Annotated in this window: 18 protein-coding genes; 8 read left to right on the forward strand and 10 right to left on the reverse strand. The window is 74.2% G+C overall.

Annotation, left to right across the window (positions count from 1 at the left end):
* Positions 1-10: 10 nt before the first annotated feature.
* The 3 genes from LQ327_RS15150 to LQ327_RS15160 form a co-directional block, all read right to left on the reverse strand.
* Positions 11-1612: an FAD-dependent monooxygenase gene (locus LQ327_RS15150; RefSeq protein WP_230734924.1), complete on the reverse strand. Its 1602-nt coding sequence runs from the start codon at positions 1610-1612 to the stop codon at positions 11-13.
* A gap of 63 nt (positions 1613-1675) precedes the next feature.
* Entirely contained in the window at positions 1676-2497 is an 822-nt protein-coding gene (locus LQ327_RS15155) for an alpha/beta hydrolase (RefSeq protein ID WP_230734925.1), read from the reverse strand.
* Between the two features lie 37 nt (positions 2498-2534).
* Positions 2535-3080, reverse strand: a complete 546-nt coding sequence (locus LQ327_RS15160) for a quercetin 2,3-dioxygenase (protein WP_230734927.1) — start codon at positions 3078-3080, stop codon at positions 2535-2537.
* Positions 3081-3188: 108 nt separating this feature from the next.
* Between LQ327_RS15160 and LQ327_RS15165 the strand changes: the two genes are divergently transcribed.
* Together LQ327_RS15165 and LQ327_RS15170 are read left to right on the forward strand one after the other, a co-directional pair.
* Entirely contained in the window at positions 3189-3956 is a 768-nt protein-coding gene (locus tag LQ327_RS15165; RefSeq protein ID WP_230734929.1) for an IclR family transcriptional regulator, read from the forward strand.
* Positions 3957-4020: 64 nt separating this feature from the next.
* Entirely contained in the window at positions 4021-6258 is a 2238-nt protein-coding gene (locus LQ327_RS15170) for an FUSC family protein (RefSeq protein WP_230734931.1), read from the forward strand.
* 23 nt (positions 6259-6281) lie between these two features.
* Here the strand turns inward: LQ327_RS15170 and LQ327_RS15175 are convergent, their stop codons facing one another.
* On the reverse strand, positions 6282-6839 hold the full coding sequence (locus LQ327_RS15175; protein WP_230734933.1) for a TetR/AcrR family transcriptional regulator: 558 nt from the start codon (positions 6837-6839) through the stop codon (positions 6282-6284).
* Positions 6840-7029: 190 nt separating this feature from the next.
* On the reverse strand, positions 7030-7701 hold the full coding sequence (locus tag LQ327_RS15180) for a TetR/AcrR family transcriptional regulator (RefSeq protein ID WP_230734935.1): 672 nt from the start codon (positions 7699-7701) through the stop codon (positions 7030-7032).
* A 204-nt stretch (positions 7702-7905) separates the two neighbouring features.
* Here LQ327_RS15180 and LQ327_RS34775 point away from each other — a divergent pair, with 204 nt between their 5' ends.
* Positions 7906-8520, forward strand: coding sequence for a TetR/AcrR family transcriptional regulator (locus LQ327_RS34775; protein WP_230734937.1), 615 nt, complete (start codon positions 7906-7908; stop codon positions 8518-8520).
* Between the two features lie 86 nt (positions 8521-8606).
* Here LQ327_RS34775 and LQ327_RS15190 read toward each other — a convergent pair whose 3' ends face one another.
* Both LQ327_RS15190 and LQ327_RS15195 read right to left on the reverse strand, forming a co-directional pair.
* Positions 8607-9620, reverse strand: a complete 1014-nt coding sequence (locus LQ327_RS15190; protein ID WP_230734939.1) for a hypothetical protein — start codon at positions 9618-9620, stop codon at positions 8607-8609.
* Positions 9621-9928: 308 nt separating this feature from the next.
* Positions 9929-10567 carry a TetR/AcrR family transcriptional regulator gene (locus LQ327_RS15195; RefSeq protein ID WP_230734941.1) on the reverse strand — a complete coding sequence of 213 codons (639 nt, stop codon included), beginning with the start codon at positions 10565-10567 and terminating at the stop codon, positions 9929-9931.
* 134 nt (positions 10568-10701) lie between these two features.
* On the opposite strand from LQ327_RS15195, the gene LQ327_RS15200 reads away from it, so the two are divergent.
* Together LQ327_RS15200 and LQ327_RS15205 are read left to right on the forward strand one after the other, a co-directional pair.
* Positions 10702-10920, forward strand: a complete 219-nt coding sequence (locus LQ327_RS15200) for a DUF5988 family protein (protein ID WP_230734943.1) — start codon at positions 10702-10704, stop codon at positions 10918-10920.
* A 372-nt stretch (positions 10921-11292) separates the two neighbouring features.
* Positions 11293-12120: an ANTAR domain-containing protein gene (locus LQ327_RS15205; RefSeq protein WP_230734945.1), complete on the forward strand. Its 828-nt coding sequence runs from the start codon at positions 11293-11295 to the stop codon at positions 12118-12120.
* Here the strand turns inward: LQ327_RS15205 and LQ327_RS15210 are convergent.
* Together LQ327_RS15210 and LQ327_RS15215 are read right to left on the reverse strand one after the other, a co-directional pair.
* On the reverse strand, positions 12117-12665 hold the full coding sequence (locus tag LQ327_RS15210; protein ID WP_230734947.1) for an ester cyclase: 549 nt from the start codon (positions 12663-12665) through the stop codon (positions 12117-12119). The genes LQ327_RS15205 and LQ327_RS15210 overlap by 4 nt on opposite strands.
* Complete coding sequence (locus LQ327_RS15215) at positions 12662-13201, reverse strand: cupin domain-containing protein (RefSeq protein ID WP_230734949.1); 540 nt, start codon at positions 13199-13201, stop codon at positions 12662-12664. The genes LQ327_RS15210 and LQ327_RS15215 overlap by 4 nt, the downstream gene beginning before the upstream one ends.
* 145 nt (positions 13202-13346) lie before the next feature.
* On the opposite strand from LQ327_RS15215, the gene LQ327_RS15220 reads away from it, so the two are divergent.
* The 3 genes from LQ327_RS15220 to LQ327_RS15230 all read left to right on the forward strand — a co-directional run bounded on the left by LQ327_RS15220 (position 13347) and on the right by LQ327_RS15230 (position 15840).
* Positions 13347-14006, forward strand: a complete 660-nt coding sequence (locus LQ327_RS15220; RefSeq protein WP_230734951.1) for a TetR/AcrR family transcriptional regulator — start codon at positions 13347-13349, stop codon at positions 14004-14006.
* A 192-nt stretch (positions 14007-14198) separates the two neighbouring features.
* Positions 14199-14828: a histone-like nucleoid-structuring protein Lsr2 gene (locus tag LQ327_RS34780; protein ID WP_308286318.1), complete on the forward strand. Its 630-nt coding sequence runs from the start codon at positions 14199-14201 to the stop codon at positions 14826-14828.
* Positions 14829-14931: 103 nt separating this feature from the next.
* Positions 14932-15840 carry an enoyl-CoA hydratase-related protein gene (locus LQ327_RS15230; protein WP_230734953.1) on the forward strand — a complete coding sequence of 303 codons (909 nt, stop codon included), beginning with the start codon at positions 14932-14934 and terminating at the stop codon, positions 15838-15840.
* A 52-nt stretch (positions 15841-15892) separates the two neighbouring features.
* On the opposite strand, the gene LQ327_RS15235 is transcribed toward LQ327_RS15230, so the two are convergent.
* Positions 15893-16915 carry an NAD(P)H-dependent flavin oxidoreductase gene (locus LQ327_RS15235; RefSeq protein ID WP_230734955.1) on the reverse strand — a complete coding sequence of 341 codons (1023 nt, stop codon included), beginning with the start codon at positions 16913-16915 and terminating at the stop codon, positions 15893-15895.
* Positions 16916-16927 lie beyond the last annotated feature (12 nt).

Genomic DNA, 16927 nt, shown 5'->3' on the forward strand with positions numbered 1-16927 from the left:
TGGTGCGGGGTCAGCGACAGCGGGCCGGCGCGCGGGAGGCGCCGCGGGCGGTGGCGAGGGCGGCGGCCGCCGCGGCGGGCTCGCTGCCGCGCCAGGCGACGTGCTGGTCGGGACGGACCAGCAGCAGCGGGGCGCCGTAGGCCTCGGCGTCCGGGAGGTCGGGGGCGTCCAGCACGCGCAGCGGGACACCGGCCGCGTCGGCCTCGTCGACGACGGGGGTGACGTCAGATCGCCCGTCGAGGCGCAGCAGCGTGAAGCCGCGGCCGAGGTGGTCGTAGAGCGAGGACCCGTCGGGCCGCCAGCGATGGGGCAGCCGCGCCCCGGGCCGTGCGGACCCGTGGTAGTCGACCAGCGCGTCCGGCGGCACCGGCGAGCCGTCGTCGACGACGACCGGCGACCCGGCGTAGTGGTAGCCGAGCACCAGCCCGAGCGAGTGGAACTCGCCGCGCTTCACCGACACGGCGTCCGCGACCTCGGCCCGGCGCCGTGCCCCGACCGGCCCGTCGAGGTCGAGCTCGAGGTGGGCGAACGAGCCTGCGAGCCGCGAGTCCTGCGCGCCCGCGGCGTCGATGGTGCGGGCGGCGACGGGGCGACGCTCGGCCTCGTAGCTGTCGAGGAGGGCCTCCTCGGCCCAGCCGTGGTGGACGGCCGCGATCTTCCACGCGAGGTTCACGGCGTCGCCGACGCAGGTGTTGTAGCCGTGCCCGCCCCACGGCGGGTTGAGGTGGGCGGTGTCCCCGACGAGGAACGTCCGCCGGCCCCGGTAGCGGTCCACGATCAGCATCCGGGCCGACCAGGGATCGGTGGCCCGGACCGTGACGTCCAGGTGGACCCCGACGAGGCGCCGGACGAGCGCCTCGGGGTCGACGCCGGAGCGCACGCCCTGTGCGACGGTCCACCAGGTCCCGTCGAGATCCATCCGCCCGACGATTCCGGCGGCGTCGGTCCCGAGGACCCAGTAGTGCGCCGCGCGGGCACAGACGAGGCGCTCCAGGTCGGGCGCGCTGAAGGTGACGCTGAGGTTCGGCAGCTCGCCGCTGCGGCCCTCGTACCGGGCACCGACGGCGTCGCGGGTGACGCCGTTCGCCCCGTCGCAGCCCAGCAGCCGGTCGGCCCGCAGCTCGATCTCGGCGCCGTCCGGGGTCTCGACCGTCGCGACGACGCCGTCCTCGCCGTCGTGCGCCGCGACGACGCGGTGCCCGAGCAGCAGCTGCACGGTCGGCAGCGCGGCCACCGCGTCGCGCAGCACCTGCTCGACGACGGGCTGCGGGATCTGCTGCCCGCTCTCGGCGACCTCCTCGCGCCGTCCGGCGTGCATCCCGAACGCGTTCCGGAACCGGGTGATCTCCCGCCCGGCGAGCCGGGTGCAGAACACCGCGTCCTGGGCGTAGGAGACCGGGACGGGAGCGGCCCGCCGGATGCGGTCGGCGAGCCCCCACCGGCGGAAGAGCTCCATGGTGCGGGCGCTGGTGGTCTTGGCGCGGGGCCGGTCGGTGGTCACGTCGACCCGCGGCTCGACCACCACGCAGCGGACGCCGTGCCGGGCGAGCTCGAGCGCCGCCGCGAGACCGCTGGGGCCGCCGCCGGCGATCAGCACGGGGTGGTGGGGCATGGCCGGTCTCCTTCCTGGAGCGGGCACGACGGGGTGGGCGTACGACGACGGGTGCGTCGGGACCTAGTGGGTGAGGTGGCGCCGCAGGAACGCGACGGCGTCGTCGAAGGCCGTGCGGGCGGCCTGCGGGTCGCCGAGCCAGAGGTGGTCGGCGCCCTCGACGAGGGTCAGCCGGACCTCGGCGCCGACGCCGGCCAGCGCGTCCGCGAGGCGCTGCGACTGCCGGGTGGGGACGAACCGGTCGGCGGTCCCGTGCCGGAGCAGGAACGCCGGGGCGCCCGGGTGGACGTGCGCGACGGGGCTCGCCGCCCGGGCCGCGTCGGGGTGCTCGGTGGCCGGGCCGCCGAGCAGCAGCGACTCCCGCGAGTCGGCCGCGCCCGGGTCGGTGATCGAGCGGCCGGTAGCCACGGCGTCGGCGGCCACCGTCGTGAGGTCGGACGGGCCGTACCAGTCGACGACCGCGGTGACGTCCTGGCCGGTCAGCGCGGCCAGAGCGGCGAGGTGGCCGCCGGCCGACTCGCCCCAGAGGGCCCGGCGCCCCGTCAGCCCGAACTGCTCACGGTGCTCCGCCAGCCAGGACAGCGCGGCGCGGACGTCGTCGAGCGGCGCCGGGAAGGACGCCTCACCGGACAGCCGGTAGTCGACCGATGCGACCGCGAAGCCCGCCGCGGCGAGCTCGGCGAACGGGGACGGTTCCCACCCGGCGAACATCGGCCCCATGCCGGATCGGCTCCCGGTGCGCCAGCCGCCGCCGTGCACGAACACCACCAGCGGGACCTCGGCCGTCGAGTCGGGCCGGACGACGTCGAGCAGCAGCGGCCGGAAGCCGGGCACGACGGCGTACTCGGCGGCCCGCCAGGTGAGCAGCCCGCCGTCGCGGGCCACCGGCGGGAGCGGGGCCGTTGCGGGCGCGGGCGGCGCGTCAGTCGATGAGGTGGGCATCGAAGTGGAACTCGTTGCGGTAGCGGCGGGCCGCGTCGCCGAGCTGCTCGGGGGAGGGCACCACGGGCTGCGCGGGCGGCATCGTCGAGGACGTGCGCTCGCCGGCGGCGGCGAAGAACCGCTCGAACCCGCCGGTGTTGACGCCGAGGGTGCGCGCCCGGTGGGACTCGACGCGGAACGTGTGCCGGTGCCCGGCCGGGACGTAGCCGAAGTCGCCGGTGGTCAGGACCTTGTCGACGCGCCCGCCGTCGCCGTCCTCGACGACGACGCGGACCTTGCCGTCGAGCACGAAGAAGATCTCGTGCACGTCGGCGTGCGAGTGGACCGGGATGGCCTGGCCGCGCGGGGCCTCCATCGTGAACACGCCGAACTGGCCGTCGGTCTCGTCGCCGGAGAGCAGCACCGTGAACAGCTGGTCGAACAGGTGGGCGCGCTCGCCCTCGCCGGCCTCCAGCACGTAGGGCAGCGGCTTGCCCGGCAGCGGCGATCCGCCGCCCGCGGCAGGGGTGACGAACTCTGCGGTCATCGGGGCTCCTCGTCGTCGGATCGTCGGTGGTCCGGCGCGGCCCATGGTGTGACCTGCGCCGCGCGCCCGTCCGGGCCCTTCCATTGACCGGCATGCCAGGCTCGGTCGATGGACGCGCCGGTGCGCCGGGGGAAGCGGCCCGCCGAGGGCGACCCGGTGGTGGTGCGCGCCCTCGCCCTGCTCGCCGCGTTCGACGCGGAGCATCGCGCCCACAGCCTGGCCGACCTGAGCCGCCGCACCGGCATCCCGCTGTCGACCACGTTCCGGCTCGCCGGGCACCTGCTCGCCTGGGGCGCGCTCGAGAAGGACGCCGACGACCGCTACGTCGTCGGGCTCCGGCTCTTCGAGGTCGCCTCGCTCGCGCCGCGCAGCCACGGGCTGCGGGAGGTGGCGCTGCCCTACCTCGAGGACCTCCACGAGCTCTCGGGCCAGCACGTGCTGTTCGCGGTCCGCGAGGGTGACGAGGCGCTGCTCGTCGAGCGGCTCTCGTCCCGGGGCGCCGTCGAGATCGACTACCGCGTCGGCGGGCGGATGCCGCTCGACGACACCGGGGTCGGCCTCGTGCTGCTCGCCGGCGCGCCCGCGACCGTGCGGTCCCGCTGCCTCGCGGCCCTCGAGCCCGCGGCGGCCGAGCGTGTCCGGCGCCGGCTCGACGACGTCGGGCGCCACCAGGTCGCCGTGTTCGAGCGGTCGTCCCCCGCGCCGGTGTCGTCGGTCGCGGCCCCGGTGCGCGACAGCCTCGGCCACACCCTGGCGGCGGTCTCCGTCGTGGTGCCGGCCGGATCGGCGCCGCCGCGCGCCTACGCGCAGGTGGTGCGCTCCACCGCGCTGGCCGTCTCGCGGGGCCTCGGCCACCGTCCGCCCCGCGTCGGCTGAGGGCGGCACCGACTGGGCCTGGCGGGGGCTGTCGCCCCGCCGCGCCGGGGCGCACGATGACGCGATGCGGCGTGTCCTGCGGTGGCTGCTGCGCCACGACCCCGGGCTGACCGCCACCCGCAAGGCGGTGCGGATCGCGGTCGCGGCGTCGATCGGCTTCCTGGTGTGCCGCTACGCCCTGGACCAGCCGACGGTGGCGGTGTACGCGGTCTTCGGGGTGATCGGCTTCGGGGTGTTCTCCGAGGTCAGCGGTACCCCGGCGCAGCGCACCCGGACGATCCTGGCGTGCTGGCTCCTCGGGTCGGTGCTGGTGACCGTCGGCTCGCTGCTCGCGGTGACCACCTGGGCGGCCACCCTCGGGGTGCTGGTGGCCGGGGTGGCGGTGGCGCTGCTGGCCCTGGGCGGACCGCGGGCGGCCGGGGTGGTCAACGGCCTGCACCTGCTCTACATCCTGCCGTCCTTCCCGCCGTTCACCCCCGGGGAGATCCCGCTGCGGATCGCCGGCCTGACCATCGGGATCGCGCTGCTCGCGCTCGCCGACCGGTTCCTGCTGCCGCCGGCGGTGCCGCGATCGTTCGCCCGCCGGGCCGCCGACGCCGCCCGGGCGATCGGCGCGCTCCTCGAGGCCCTCCCGGTCGGCGGCGACACCCTGGCCCGCGCCCGCCGCGACTCCGCCCGGGCGGCCGAGCGTCTCCGCCTCGGCGAGGTGCCGGTGGACGAGCGCCCCACCGGGCCGGGCGCCGCCGACCGCGGACTGACCCATCTGGCCGCGGCGCTGCGGGCGGTGTACGGCCGCGTCGAGGCGCTCGAGGACCTCGCCCCGGCCGCCGTGACGGGCCGCTCGGGCCCCGATCCGGAGGCGCCGACGGCGATGCTCGCGGCGACGGCGCAGTCGCTGCGCGAGGTCGCCGCCGCGCTCGACGGGCGCCGCCCGCTGCCCGGGCTCGACGACCTGGATGCGGCCCGCGCCGCGTTCACCGCCCGCCGGGTCCACGCGGTGGCGATCTTCGGCCCGGGGGAGCAGACGGTCCGGCGGGCCGAGACCTCGGTGGCGGTGGCGCAGGTGGCCGAGGAGCAGCGGCTGGTGGTGCTCGCCGCCCGGGTCGTCGTCGCGCCGCGGCACGGGGTCCCGGCGTCGGCCGTGCCGGGGGAGGACCCCGCCGAGGGCCCGTTCTGGTACGCCGGGGCGCCGCCGGCGCTGCTGTGGTGGCGCCGGCTGCGCTGCCATCTCACGCTGCGCTCGGTGTACCTGCAGAACGCGGTGCGCCTCGGGGTCGGGCTCGCGATCGCCCGGCTCGTGGCCGGCGAACTGGACGTGGCCCACGGCTTCTGGGTGCTGCTCGCGACCCTGACGCTGATGCGGACCTCGGCCGCCTCCACCCGGGCCGCGATGCTGCCCGCCATCATCGGCACCACGATCGGCGGCACGCTCGCGATCGGCCTCGTGCTGTTGGTCGGCCCGTACCCGGTCGCCACCGCCGCCCTGCTCCCGGTGATCGTGGTGGTGGCCGTCGCCTCGGGGCGGTTCGCCGGGGTGATCGCCTCCCAGGCGTGCTTCACGGTCGTCGTCGCGGTGCTCTTCGCCCAGCTCTCGCCGCCGACGTGGCGGCTCGGGCCGGAGCGCGTGGTCGACGTGGTCCTGGGCGCCGTGATCGGGCTCGTCGTCGGCGCCGCGGTGTGGCCCGCCGGCGGTCACGGGGAGGTGCGCCGGGCCGCCGGGCGCTGCCTCGACGTCGCGGCCGACCTCGTCGACAGCACGACCAAGTGGCTCGCCGGGACGACCTCCCGCCAGGTGGTCCGCGGCCGACTGTCGGCGATGAGCACGGAGATCACCCGCTACGAGGCCACGTACACGCAGTTCCGCTCCGAGCGCCGTCCCGCCCGCGCCCACGATCTGGACTGGATGGCGGTGCTCGGCGTCGTGCACCGCGTCTGCCGCGGCGCGCGCAGCGCCCTCACCGATCCGCCCGCTCCCGACGACGCCGTGCCGTGGCCCGACCTGGCCGCGCGGCTGCGCGGAGACGTCGAGGTGGTCGCCGACCGCTACCACCGCTGGGCCGTCGTGCTCCGCCGCGAGGACGACCCGCACGCGGTCCCGGGCCCGCCCGCGGGACTGGTGCACGCCGGGCTGGAGGCGGTCGCCGACCTCCCGGACCGGGCGGAGCACCCGGTCCGCGCGCTGCGGCTGGTCGACGCGTGGGGGTGGCTCGGCTGGCTGGCCGACGACCTCGAGGCGCTGGAGCGCATCGCCTCCCCTCCGGTCGCCGGGCCATCAGCGAACGTTCTCGTGCCGCCGGGTTGACAGGATGTGGCGGCCCTCCCCGATCAACTGGTCTCGGGGACGAGCGCGGTGAGGGAGGCCAGGGCCATTCCGCGCAGGATGCTCTCGGCGCCCGGCTCGGACCGGCGGGCGGGCGTGAGGACCGACGACAGCAACAGCCAGAACAGGCCGTCCCGCACGGTGGTCAGTTCTTCCCGGCGGCAGTGCGGGTAGCACGCCGCCAGGGCGGAGTCCCATCGGTCGATGTACGGCCGCTGACGACGCCGGTAGATCCGGCGGACCGCATCCGAGAGCCAGCGCTCCTCCCGCGACCAGATCACGGCGAGGCGGGGACGTTCGAGGGCGAACGACACGTGCACGTCGATCAGGTGCTCGAGTTCTTCGTCCGGGTCCGTCTTGGGGGAGCCCAGCCGTATCAGGAGATCGTCGACAGCACGATCGAGGAGCGAGGAGAGGATCTCCTCCTTGCCGGAGAAGTGCCGATAGATCGCGGAACCACTCACTCCGGCCTCGATGCCGATGGCGTCCACTCCGACCCCGGCGTAACCGTGGAGGTCGAGGAGACGCTCCGCGGCATCGAGAATCAGTGCGTCGCGCGCCATGGTCACAGGTTAACGCTTGCTCATCTCAGTGCAGTGCTCGTCGGCGTGTGGCGCCTTCGGGTGGCCGCTCACGCGATCTCCCCCAGACGATCGCCTCCGGACCGCCGGCGATGCTCAGTCATTCACGGTCGTTCACACGGACGTCGACACCGGGCCGGACGGGGAATCGACCGCGCGAGTGAGGACGATCTCAGGACGAGGTCGACTCGGTACCGGGCCGGGCAGGTCCTGCCAGCCGAAGCAGCCCGATCGCGACATCGGCGATGTCGTCCGCGGAGTGGGACCCCTGCGGCCGATACCAACGCGACACCCAGACGCACATTCCGAACATCAGGTTGGTCGTCACCACGGGGTCGGCGCGTTCCACCAGGCCGGCGGCCATCGCCTCTTCGACGACTTCGTGCCAGAGGTTCTCGTACTCGCGGGTGCACTCCCGCCAACGGCCGCGGACCTCGCCGGGCAGGGCACCTCCGAAGAACACCGAGATGTAGTCGCGCATCTGCACCGCGGCTGTGATCTGGATGCGGACCAGTTCGCGAAGCCGCTCGCCGCCGAACTCGGGCTGACGGGCGACCGCTTCCCGCGCCTCCGTGGTCAGCTTCCGGGTGCCGCGCTCGAAGAGGATGCCGAGGAGCTCCTCCTTCGTCGGAACCGTGCGGTACAGCGTGGATCGCGAGATCGAGAGCTTCACGGCGGTGTCGGCGATGGACACGGCGTCGTAGCCGCCCTCCGCGAACAGCTCGGCCACCGCATCGGCCACCGCGTCCCGGTCGATGTCCCGACGAGGGCGGCCGCGAGGACGGCGTGCGTCCGCGAGGGGTCGCGAGGTGGACTCGGCCGACGAGCCGAGGCTCTCGGTCACGAACGTCCCCCTCGCATCCCGCTTCCACCGTCGTGCGGCGCAGAGCGTATCGGGATCCGCGGATTCATCTCGATCGCCGTGCTCCTCGTCGTGCCGGTCGCGACCACGGGTTGGAGGCGGGGCCGGAGACGTGCGAGCGACGCTCCTTATGGTGGTGGCTTCCCATGATGCCCCTACGCAGGCGATCCCAGGAAGGAGAGCCCGGTGAGCGCTCGTGATCGGCGGCGTTCCCGCACGCGGCAGGAGTTCGCCCGCGCTGCGGCCCGGCTCTTCGAGACGCAGGGGTTCGCGGCGACCACGGTGGAGGAGATCGCGGGGGCCGCCGACTACTCGGCGAGCACCTTCTTCCGCCTGTTCGAGCGCAAGGAGGACGCCCTCTTCGTCGACCTCGACGACAGCGAGGACGTCCTCTCGACCCGGATGGCGACGGTGATCGCGGGCGGCGAGTGGTCCGCGATCCGGGAGGGCCTCCTGCGGCACGCAACGGCCTGGGAGGCGGACGACCCCGACTTCGCGGCGACGCGCACGCGGCTGATCCACCGAGAGCCGGCGCTCGCGCGCGTCTACAGAGAGCACCTCGAGCAGTGGCAGGCCGGGATCGCGGCTCACCTCGAGCAGGTCCGTGGCGCCGAGTCGGAGGACGACGTCATGTCGATGGTGGCCGCGGGGGCCATCGTCTCGATCTACCGCGCGGCCCTCCGCCGACAGGCACGCCTCGGCGGCACGATCGCCGATCACCTCGAACGGGCTCTCGACGTCTTCGAGACGAGTGGCTCGGTCTCGCCCCTCCTCGACGTGGCACGCCCGGCGACGCCCTGACGGGAGCGAACGATCGTCGGGATGGATGGCCCTCCAGCTGACCGAAGATCGTCTGACGTGGTTCCGGCGGCGGACCCCGCCCCGACTCAGACGCGGGAAAGAGTGGCCGTCTCCGACTCGTCCGCGCTGTGCCGGCCGACGTAGGAGCGCGGTATCGGCGAGTGAATCTCGGTCGGGTACTCGTCGGGCGAGACCGTCCCGGTGGGCTCGGCGTCGAGGGAGTGCGCCGCCCGGAGGTCGGCCTCGGGCAGGGAGAGCTCCGACGGAGCTTCCGGCCGCGGAGGAACCGCCCCGCGGACGGCGTCCTCCTTGGCGGCCCGGCGGGTCATCGCCACCCGGACACCGCCGGCAGCCACGCCGGCACCCGCGATGAGCGCCAGGATGACCGGGACGCCGAGTCCGTCGCGGTTCGCCGGCGGGGTCAGCTTCGAGGCCTCGCTGGCGGGCAGGACCTGCGCGGCCGGGTCGGCCGGCGGGGCGGTCGCGGCCGGGGCCGCTCCGGTGAACGCACCCGGGGCCGTGAGCGGCAGCGCGCCGGGCGCCGCCCCCGGCGCGGCGGCGGTGAGGGGCACGTCCGACACGGCGGCCGACGGCGCGCGGGTCGCGGCGGAGCGCTTCGAGGCCTTGGCGGTCGGAGCTATCCCCGGCGCGGCGGCATGGGGGGCGGCGGGCGCTGCGGCCGCGAGCGGGGCGCCCGGTGCCGGGGCGGTCCCGGGCGCCACGGCCGCTCCGGGGGCGGCGGCCGGGGCGACGGGCACGGTGTAGGCCGGTGCGGGGGCCACCATCATCACGGGCTGGGCGACCTGGATGGCCACGTCGCAGAACGGCTGCCCGATCCCCGGCTGGATGTGCTGCACCGTGCCCGGCTGGCCGCTGACGACGTAGCGCTGGGCGCGGCCGACCTCCGGGTGGACCTCCACGAGGTCGCCCTGGCGGGCCGTGACCGTCTGCCCGCAGGAGGCGGGCACGACCTCGGCGCCCTGCGCCTGGGCGGGTGCCGATGCGGCGTCCGCGATCCCGCCGCCCGCCAGAAGAGCTCCGCTGAGAGCGCCACCGAGCGCTACGACCGACTTCCACCGACCCGGCAACTTCGCCGCCATCCTCGTGACCTCTCCCTGCGCCCGACGTCGTGGGGTCGTCCCAGCGCTGCCCCGCGCGGCGGACGGACTCCGATGTCCGACCAACGACGGCGACGGCGAGTGGTGATGGGTCCGTCGCGGCTCCTGGGGCGAGTCGCGCCAGGACATGGCCGCCCCGGCGTGAACGACCGTTACTCCCTCGGTCGCTCGGGACCATTCGGCGCGAAGCACCCGCGGGTACCCGCGATGAGAGCGGGTCGGCCGACTCGCCTACGGCCGGGTGGCGACCGGCGTCCTCGATGATGACCGGACCGGCGGCAGCGGGCCGGTCAGGCGTAGAGCGCGGCCCAGACGACGTCGGTGAGCGCGGCGAGCTGCCGGTCCACCTCCGGGCCGTCCGCGGGACCGACCAGCTGGTAGAGCCCGCGCTCGAGCATCCAGATGATCCACTGCGCGGTCCGGGCGGCGTCGCGCGCCGGGTCGACGGCGCCCGCGTCCTGCCAGCGGCGCAGGTGCGTGGTCAGCGAGTCGACGACGTTGTCGACGAGCCACCGCTGCTGGGCGCGGATCCGGGCGTCGTAGGTCGCGACCTCGACGACCGAGCCCAGGATCGCCCGGTGGGCGCGGTAGGTGTCCAGGGGTGGGCGCAGGCCGTCGTGCAACTGCTCCTTCGTCGCGCCCGGTTCGAGCTGCCACCACGACGCCCCGGTGCCGACGAGCTCGGCGATCACGTCGGTCGCCATCGCCTCGAGCAGGTCGTTCTTGTCGTCGAAGTAGCTGTAGAACGTCGAGCGGGAGATGGCGCCCGCCGTGATGATCCGTTCGACGCTCAGCTCGCCGTAGGTCCTCGCCCGGCCCGACTCGTCGTGCTCCTCGAGGAGCTCCTCGACCGCCCCGACGAAGTGCCGGGTGAGCATGTCCCGCCGCTGCTCGCGCGACACCTGGAAAGGGCTCGAGGCGGCCGGCACGTCGCCAGGCTACCGCTCACGCCCACACCGACCCGACGGTCATGAGGTCGCGGCGGAACTGGGGAAACGCCCACCGTTGTCCGGATCACACTCGAAGGCGGCAGTGGACATCGTCCGAGGAGGCAGCGAAGGTCATGTCCGAGTTCGAAGGCAACACCATGCTCATCGGCGGCGAACCCCTGAGCGTCCCCGAGAGCGAGCGGATCCGGTTCGTCCCGCCGTCGGAGGAGGCGGTGAAGGTCTGTTGCGGCCCGCACTACGAGCACTTCCGGCGCACCGGGGAGTCCGTCGTCCACCGGGACCGGCCCCTGCGCGTGTTCCGGTGGAGTCACCGGATCGTCGTCGCCGAGTAGTTCTGCGGATCTTCATTCGCCGAGTAGCTCTGCGGATCTTCATTCTAAGCCCGGACGGACTCGGCTTCACGCCGTTCGTCCCGGCCTCCTGGGTTGGGGAGATGCCGCTTCCACCCGCCGAGTTCCGGTTCGAGCGCGTGGATCCGATAGACGACCTCGTCGAGCCCGGTGGTCGGTGGTCGGGAGTGGGGTGGTGGTGACGGTCCTGCCGGCGGCCCGGTCTGCACCGGCCAGGACCTGCACCGGCCGGGCGCCCGGGCACTCGCGCCGATGTGAGACCGAGGTACCCGGTCCGGTTGGACCACCACACGTCGCGCGGCGATGGCGTGTTCCACGCATACACGACACGGCGATGGGGGTATCGCGACCGCCATGGCGTCCGAGGAGGAGTGGCAGGCGGCCCGTACCCGATTCACCGATCACGAGGCCGAGCACGGACGGGTGGACGGCGAGGGGAGTCCCGCCGCCCTGGGGCAGCTCGATCTCGGGCCGCTGGGCGAGGAGTTCATCGGCCTGAGCCACGACCTGTTCACGGTGCCGCCCGAGACCGGGGTCGTCGGTGTCCTGGAGCGGGTGGTGCACCGCGCGGCGGGCCTGGTGCCGGGCGTCGCCATGGTGTCGGTGACCCTGCTCGAGTCGGACGGTCGCTTCCACACGCCCGTCGAGACCGATCCGCTCGCCACGCGGGCGGACGAGATCCAGTACCGCACCGGCGAGGGTCCGTGCGTCGAGGCCACGGCGACGTCGAGCACCGGATTCACGTCGTGCCCGGACCTCGCGCACGACGACCGCTACCCGCGCTTCGGGCCGCGGGTGGCGGAGCTCGGGATGCGGTCGTTGTGCTCCACCGGGATGTTCCCCGGCGGGGATCCGCCCCGCCTCGGGGCGCTGAATTACTACTTCCGCGACGACGAGGGGTGCGCCGGGGTCGACCGCGACGCGATGCTCCTGCTCGCCGCGCACGCCGCGGTCGCGGTGCAGGCCGCGCGCGGTCTGGAGGCCGAGAAGCTGCGCTCGGCCCAGCTCACCGAGGCCCTCGAGTCCCGCGACGTGATCGGCCAGGCCAAGGGCATCCTCATGCAGCGCCGGGGCACGAACGCCGACGAGGCCTTCGACATCCTCCGGAAGGCCTCGCAGGACCTCAACGTCAAGATCCGCGACATCGCGAGGACGATCGCCGACCGGCGCGCCGAGCTCTAGCCCGACCGGGCGAGCCGGCGTTCGCGGCGTCGGGCGGCGAGCATGCGCACGACGTAGGTCGGCCGGGGCGGGAGCCAGCCGACCTGCCGGGCGAGGCCCAGGTCGTCGCGGACCGCGTCGTGCTCCGCGATCGCGCCGTCGGCGATGCGGAACCAGTGCACCTGACGGGCGGCGAACGCACGCCCGGTCGGCGGGAACACCTCGGTGACGGCGCCGTCGGGGGAGTCGTGCACGACGTGCGGTCCGGTGTGACGCCCGTGCATGGTCACCCACGCGACCGCCCGGTCCTCGACGACCTCGAGCTCGTGGATCTCGAAGCGGATGTCGCTGAACGCGCGGCGCAGCCACGTCGCGGTCTCCCGCAACGCGTCCGGGCCCCGGTCGCGGGCGGACAACGGCTCGTGCACCGAGCGGTGATTGACGAAGTCCGGGGTCACGGTGGCAGTGGCCCCCGCCAGGTCACCGGTCTCGATGACGGCGAACTGGTCGCGGACGAGCCGGCCCGCCAGATCGAGCGGGGACTCGGCTATCCGTCGCGCCGTCACGGCTCGACCGCCGGGATGGGCGGCCCGACCACCTGGATGCCGTAGGCGGCGCTGAGCTCCATCCAGCGCGCGATGTCCTGTGCGGGGACGTCGCCGGTGGGCACGCGTCGCTCGGTCGCCGGGCGTCCCAGCTCGTCGTAGAGGTCCATCAGCGACCCCGGCACGGTCAGCGCGACGAAGCGGGCCGGGCCCGGTCCGCCGGTGCGGAAGGCGTGCGGGACGCCGCGCGGCAGGTAGATGAAGTCGCCCGCCGTCATCGACACGAACTGCTCGCCCGCGCAGTAGGTCATCGACCCCTCGAGCAGGTACCAGGCCTCGGCCTCCCGGGTGTGCACGTGCAGCGGGCTGGCCGCGCCCGGCGGCTGGGTCACCACCGATACGCCGAGCTGACCGCCGGTCTCCGAGGCGCCGGCGAGGCGTTCGAACAGCGATCCCATCGCCCAGGTCGCGGCGCCGGAGCCGGCCGCGCGGGAGACGACGACGTCGTCGGTCGCGGGTCCCGGTCCGGCCGGGGTGGGTGGTGCGGTGCTCGACATGGCGGACCTCCATCGTCCGGTTTTCGTCCGAACTAGCATCGGACGAAATGAGGTTCCCCCTGGTCACGGCCTCCGTCAAGGGGCGACCGGACTGCTACGGTAACTTTGACCCGAATGGCCATCGGACGAACATGACGGGACGGGCGTGGCAGGGACTCCTCGGCGCTACCACTCGCCGCGGCGTGCCGAGCAGGCCGCGGCGACCCGCGCGGCCGTGCTCGTCGCCGCTCGCGACGCCTTCGTCGGTGCCGGGTACGCGGCCAGCACCGTGGCGGACGTCGCGCGCCGGGCCGGGGTCGCGGTCGACACCGTCTACGCCAGCGTCGGGCGCAAGCCCGCGCTGCTGCGCGCGGTGCTGGAGTCCGCGATCTCGGGGACCGACGACGCCGTCCCGGCGCAGGATCGCGACTACGTCGCGCGCGTCCAAGCCGCCTCCTCGGCCACCGCCAAGATCGAGACCTACGCCCGGGCCCTCGTCGTGATCCAGGCCCGGCTCGCCCCGGTGTTTCTCGCGCTGCGCGACGCCGCCACCACCGACCCGGATTCCGCGGCCCTGTGGGCTGAGATCACGGAACGGCGGGCGCGGAACATGCGGGACTTCGCGGCAGATCTGCGCGCCACCGGCGAACTGCGCGACGACCTCTCCGACGACGATGTCGCGGACATCGTGTGGAGCATGAACGGGCCGGAGTACTGGCTGTTGCTCGTCGGCGGACGCGGATGGAGCCACGAGCGGTTCGCCGGCCACCTGGTCGACGCCTGGACCCGATTGTTCCTGCGTCGACCGGGTCCCGCGGGGGATTGACGGGCTCCGCCGGAAACGGTCGCGACGGTTCGTGATGGCGCACACATCGTCCCGGCTGCGCCGGTCGTCGCCGATTCTGCTACGAATCACGGCCGGGATCGTTGATCAGTGGACGGCGGCCGTTCCCGCCGCCGGCGAGGGCCACCGGTTCGACGCCATTCCTATCCGGAGATCGAGAGGAGCAGGACACCGATGGCGACGAGAACCCTGGTCACCCTCGTGGACGACCTGGACGGCACGACGGCGGACGAGAGCGTCTCCTTCGGGCTCGAGGGCGTCGGTTACGAGATCGACCTGACGACCGAGCACGCCGCGGCGCTGCGCGAGATCCTGGCGCCGTTCGTCGCGGCCGCGCGGCGCACCGGCGGCCGGCAGAGCTCCCGCCCGGCCGCCGCGGCAGCGCGCCCCGCCTCCCCGTCCGGCGCGGGGGCGGTGCGCTCGCGCAGCACCAACGTCGAGATCCGCTCCTGGGCCGCCGAGCACGGGGTGGAGCTGGCCGAGCGCGGCCGGATCCCGTCGCGCGTGGTCCAGGCGTTCGAGGCGGGGGACCCGGCTCTCCTGCCCACCGGCGGATCGTCGTCGAGCGCGCCGGCCGCCCCCGCGGAGCCCGTGGCCTCGACTCCGGCCGAGCCGGCAGCCGCGACCGCGCCCGCCGCCTCGACCGAGGGCGAGGAGCCCCGCGGCCGGGACGGCCTGACCGGCACCGAGCGGGAGACGATCCGCGCCTGGGCCGTCGAGGAGGGCATCGAGGTCAAGCCGCGCGGCCAGCTGAAGAAGGACCTCATCAGCAACTACCGTGCGCTGGAGGCCCGCCGGGGCTGACCACGGGCCCGACCTGCAGCGGCACGACACTGAGGTCCTCAGGTGACAACTGGTCCCCCGGCGCCTAACGGTGCCGTCGACCCGACTACGGGAGTGGCCGCGGATGACCGGAACGACGGCGGAGACATTCACCGAGATCCACTATGAGGTTGCCGAGGGCATCGCGACCGTGACGCTGGACCGGCCCGACCGGCTGAACGCCTTCACACCGGTGATGGGTCGGGAACTGGTTGCCGCGTTCGACCGCAGCGACGCCGACGAGGACGTCCGGGTCGTTGTGCTCACGGGTGCAGGCCGCGGCTTCTGTGCGGGCGCCGACCTCGCCGGGGGCGGCTCGACGTTCGACGACTCGGCCGCTGGGGCCGACGGCAGCATCGGTGGCGTGCCACGTGACCTCGGGGGCATGGTCGTGCTGCGCATCGCGGCCTCGCGCAAGCCGGTGGTCGCTGCGATCAACGGGGTTGCGGTCGGGGTCGGCGCGACGATGACGCTGCCCGCCGACATCCGCATTGCCGCCGACGGGGCGCGGTTCGGGTTCGTCTTCGCCCGGCGCGGCATCGCCCCGGACGGGGCGTCGAGCTGGTTCCTGCCGCGCATCGTCGGGATCTCGCGGGCGATGGAGTGGGCGACGACGGGGCGGGTGTTCGACGCGGAGGAGGCGCTGGCGGGCGGTCTCGTGTCCCGTGTGGAACCCGCGGCCGACCTGAGCTGGATCGTGGGCGCGCTGGCGGCCGAGATCGTCGAGAACACGTCGCCGACCTCTGTCGCGCTGACGCGCCGGATGCTGTGGTCGATGCTCGACGCGCCGTCGCCGTGGGACGCGCACCGGATCGACACCCGGGTCATCTCGGCCCTCGGCCGGGGGCCGGACGCGGTGGAGGGAGTCACCTCCTTCCTGGAGAAGCGTCCGCCGCAGTTCACCGCCCGGCTCGAGGACCACCTCGATCTGGTCCCGGACTGGCCCGCGCCACCGGACGACTTCGTGCCGGGCGGCCGAGACAGTCCGTCATGAACGGTTCGTCCCCGGGCCACGCTCTCGAGCTGCTCTGATCGACGCGACCGCCTCAGCTCGTGGTTGCGCCGATCCCGACCCCGACCCCGACCCCGACCCCGACCCCGAAGCCGACCGCGCCCGCCAGCCGACTCGAGATGATCTCCTCGGCGTCGGCGACGATCCGGGTGATCAGCTCGTGGCAGGTCGGGACGTCGCGGATGAGGCCCTGCACCATGCCGGCCGACCAGATGCCCTCGTCGAGGTCGCCGGTCTCGTAGACCTTCGCGCCCCGGGTGCCGGCGACGAGGTCGCGGATGTCCTCGAAACCGGCGCCGGCCTGGAGCTTCTCCACGACCTCCCGGGAGACCGCGTTGTCGGCGACGCGGGCGGTGTTGCGCAGCTGTCGGAAGATCAGGTTGGTGTCGCGCTCGCCGGCTTCGACGAGGCGGGCCTTGACGTTGTCGTGGATGCCGGACTCCACGGTGGCCATGAACCGGGTGCCCATGTTGATGCCGTCGGCGCCGAGCGCGAGGGCGGCGACCAGGCCGCGGCCGTCGGCGAACCCGCCGGAGGCGATGAACGGAATCGTGATCTGGTCCGCGGCGGCCGGGAGCAGGATCAGCCCGGGGACGTCGTCCTCACCGGGGTGCCCGGCGCACTCGAACCCGTCGATGGACAGCGCGTCCACGCCGAGCTTCTCGGCCTTGAGGCCGTGCCGGACGCTCGTGCACTTGTGGATGACCTTGATGCCGCTCGCGTGGAAGTGCTCGAGGTGATCGACCGGGTTGGCGCCGGCGGTCTCGACGATGGGCACGCCCTCGTCGATGATCACCTGGCGGTACTCGGCGTACGGGGGTGGGGTGATCGCGGGCAGGATCGTCAGGTTCACGCCGAACGGGGCGTCCGTGAGCTCCCGGCAGCGCCGGATCTCAGCCCGCAGGTCCTCCGGGGTGGGCTGGGTCAGCGCGGTGATGAACCCGAGCCCGCCCGCGTTCGCGACCGCCGCCACCAGCGGCGCGCGTCCGACCCACTGCATCCCGCCCTGCGCGACGGGGTGGGTGACCCCGAACAGCTCGGTGAATCGCGTCCGCATACGTCGTCCTCC

The sequence above is a fragment of the Actinomycetospora endophytica genome, from assembly GCF_021026375.1.
Taxonomy (GTDB): Bacteria; Actinomycetota; Actinomycetes; order Mycobacteriales; family Pseudonocardiaceae; genus Actinomycetospora; species Actinomycetospora endophytica.

Bases quoted from the DNA above. Each gene is read 5' to 3' on its own strand.
- LQ327_RS15150 (WP_230734924.1), bottom strand. From the start codon at position 1,612: ATGCCCCACCACCCCGTGCTGATCGCCGGCGGCGGCCCCAGCGGTCTC.
- LQ327_RS15160 (WP_230734927.1), bottom strand. From the start codon at position 3,080: ATGACCGCAGAGTTCGTCACCCCTGCCGCGGGCGGCGGATCGCCGCTG.
- LQ327_RS15165 (WP_230734929.1), top strand. From the start codon at position 3,189: ATGGACGCGCCGGTGCGCCGGGGGAAGCGGCCCGCCGAGGGCGACCCG.
- LQ327_RS15170 (WP_230734931.1), top strand. From the start codon at position 4,021: ATGCGGCGTGTCCTGCGGTGGCTGCTGCGCCACGACCCCGGGCTGACC.
- LQ327_RS15175 (WP_230734933.1), bottom strand. From the start codon at position 6,839: ATGGCGCGCGACGCACTGATTCTCGATGCCGCGGAGCGTCTCCTCGAC.
- LQ327_RS15190 (WP_230734939.1), bottom strand. From the start codon at position 9,620: ATGGCGGCGAAGTTGCCGGGTCGGTGGAAGTCGGTCGTAGCGCTCGGT.
- LQ327_RS15200 (WP_230734943.1), top strand. From the start codon at position 10,702: ATGTCCGAGTTCGAAGGCAACACCATGCTCATCGGCGGCGAACCCCTG.
- LQ327_RS15205 (WP_230734945.1), top strand. From the start codon at position 11,293: ATGGCGTCCGAGGAGGAGTGGCAGGCGGCCCGTACCCGATTCACCGAT.
- LQ327_RS15215 (WP_230734949.1), bottom strand. From the start codon at position 13,201: ATGTCGAGCACCGCACCACCCACCCCGGCCGGACCGGGACCCGCGACC.
- LQ327_RS34780 (WP_308286318.1), top strand. From the start codon at position 14,199: ATGGCGACGAGAACCCTGGTCACCCTCGTGGACGACCTGGACGGCACG.
- LQ327_RS15230 (WP_230734953.1), top strand. From the start codon at position 14,932: ATGACCGGAACGACGGCGGAGACATTCACCGAGATCCACTATGAGGTT.
- LQ327_RS15235 (WP_230734955.1), bottom strand. From the start codon at position 16,915: ATGCGGACGCGATTCACCGAGCTGTTCGGGGTCACCCACCCCGTCGCG.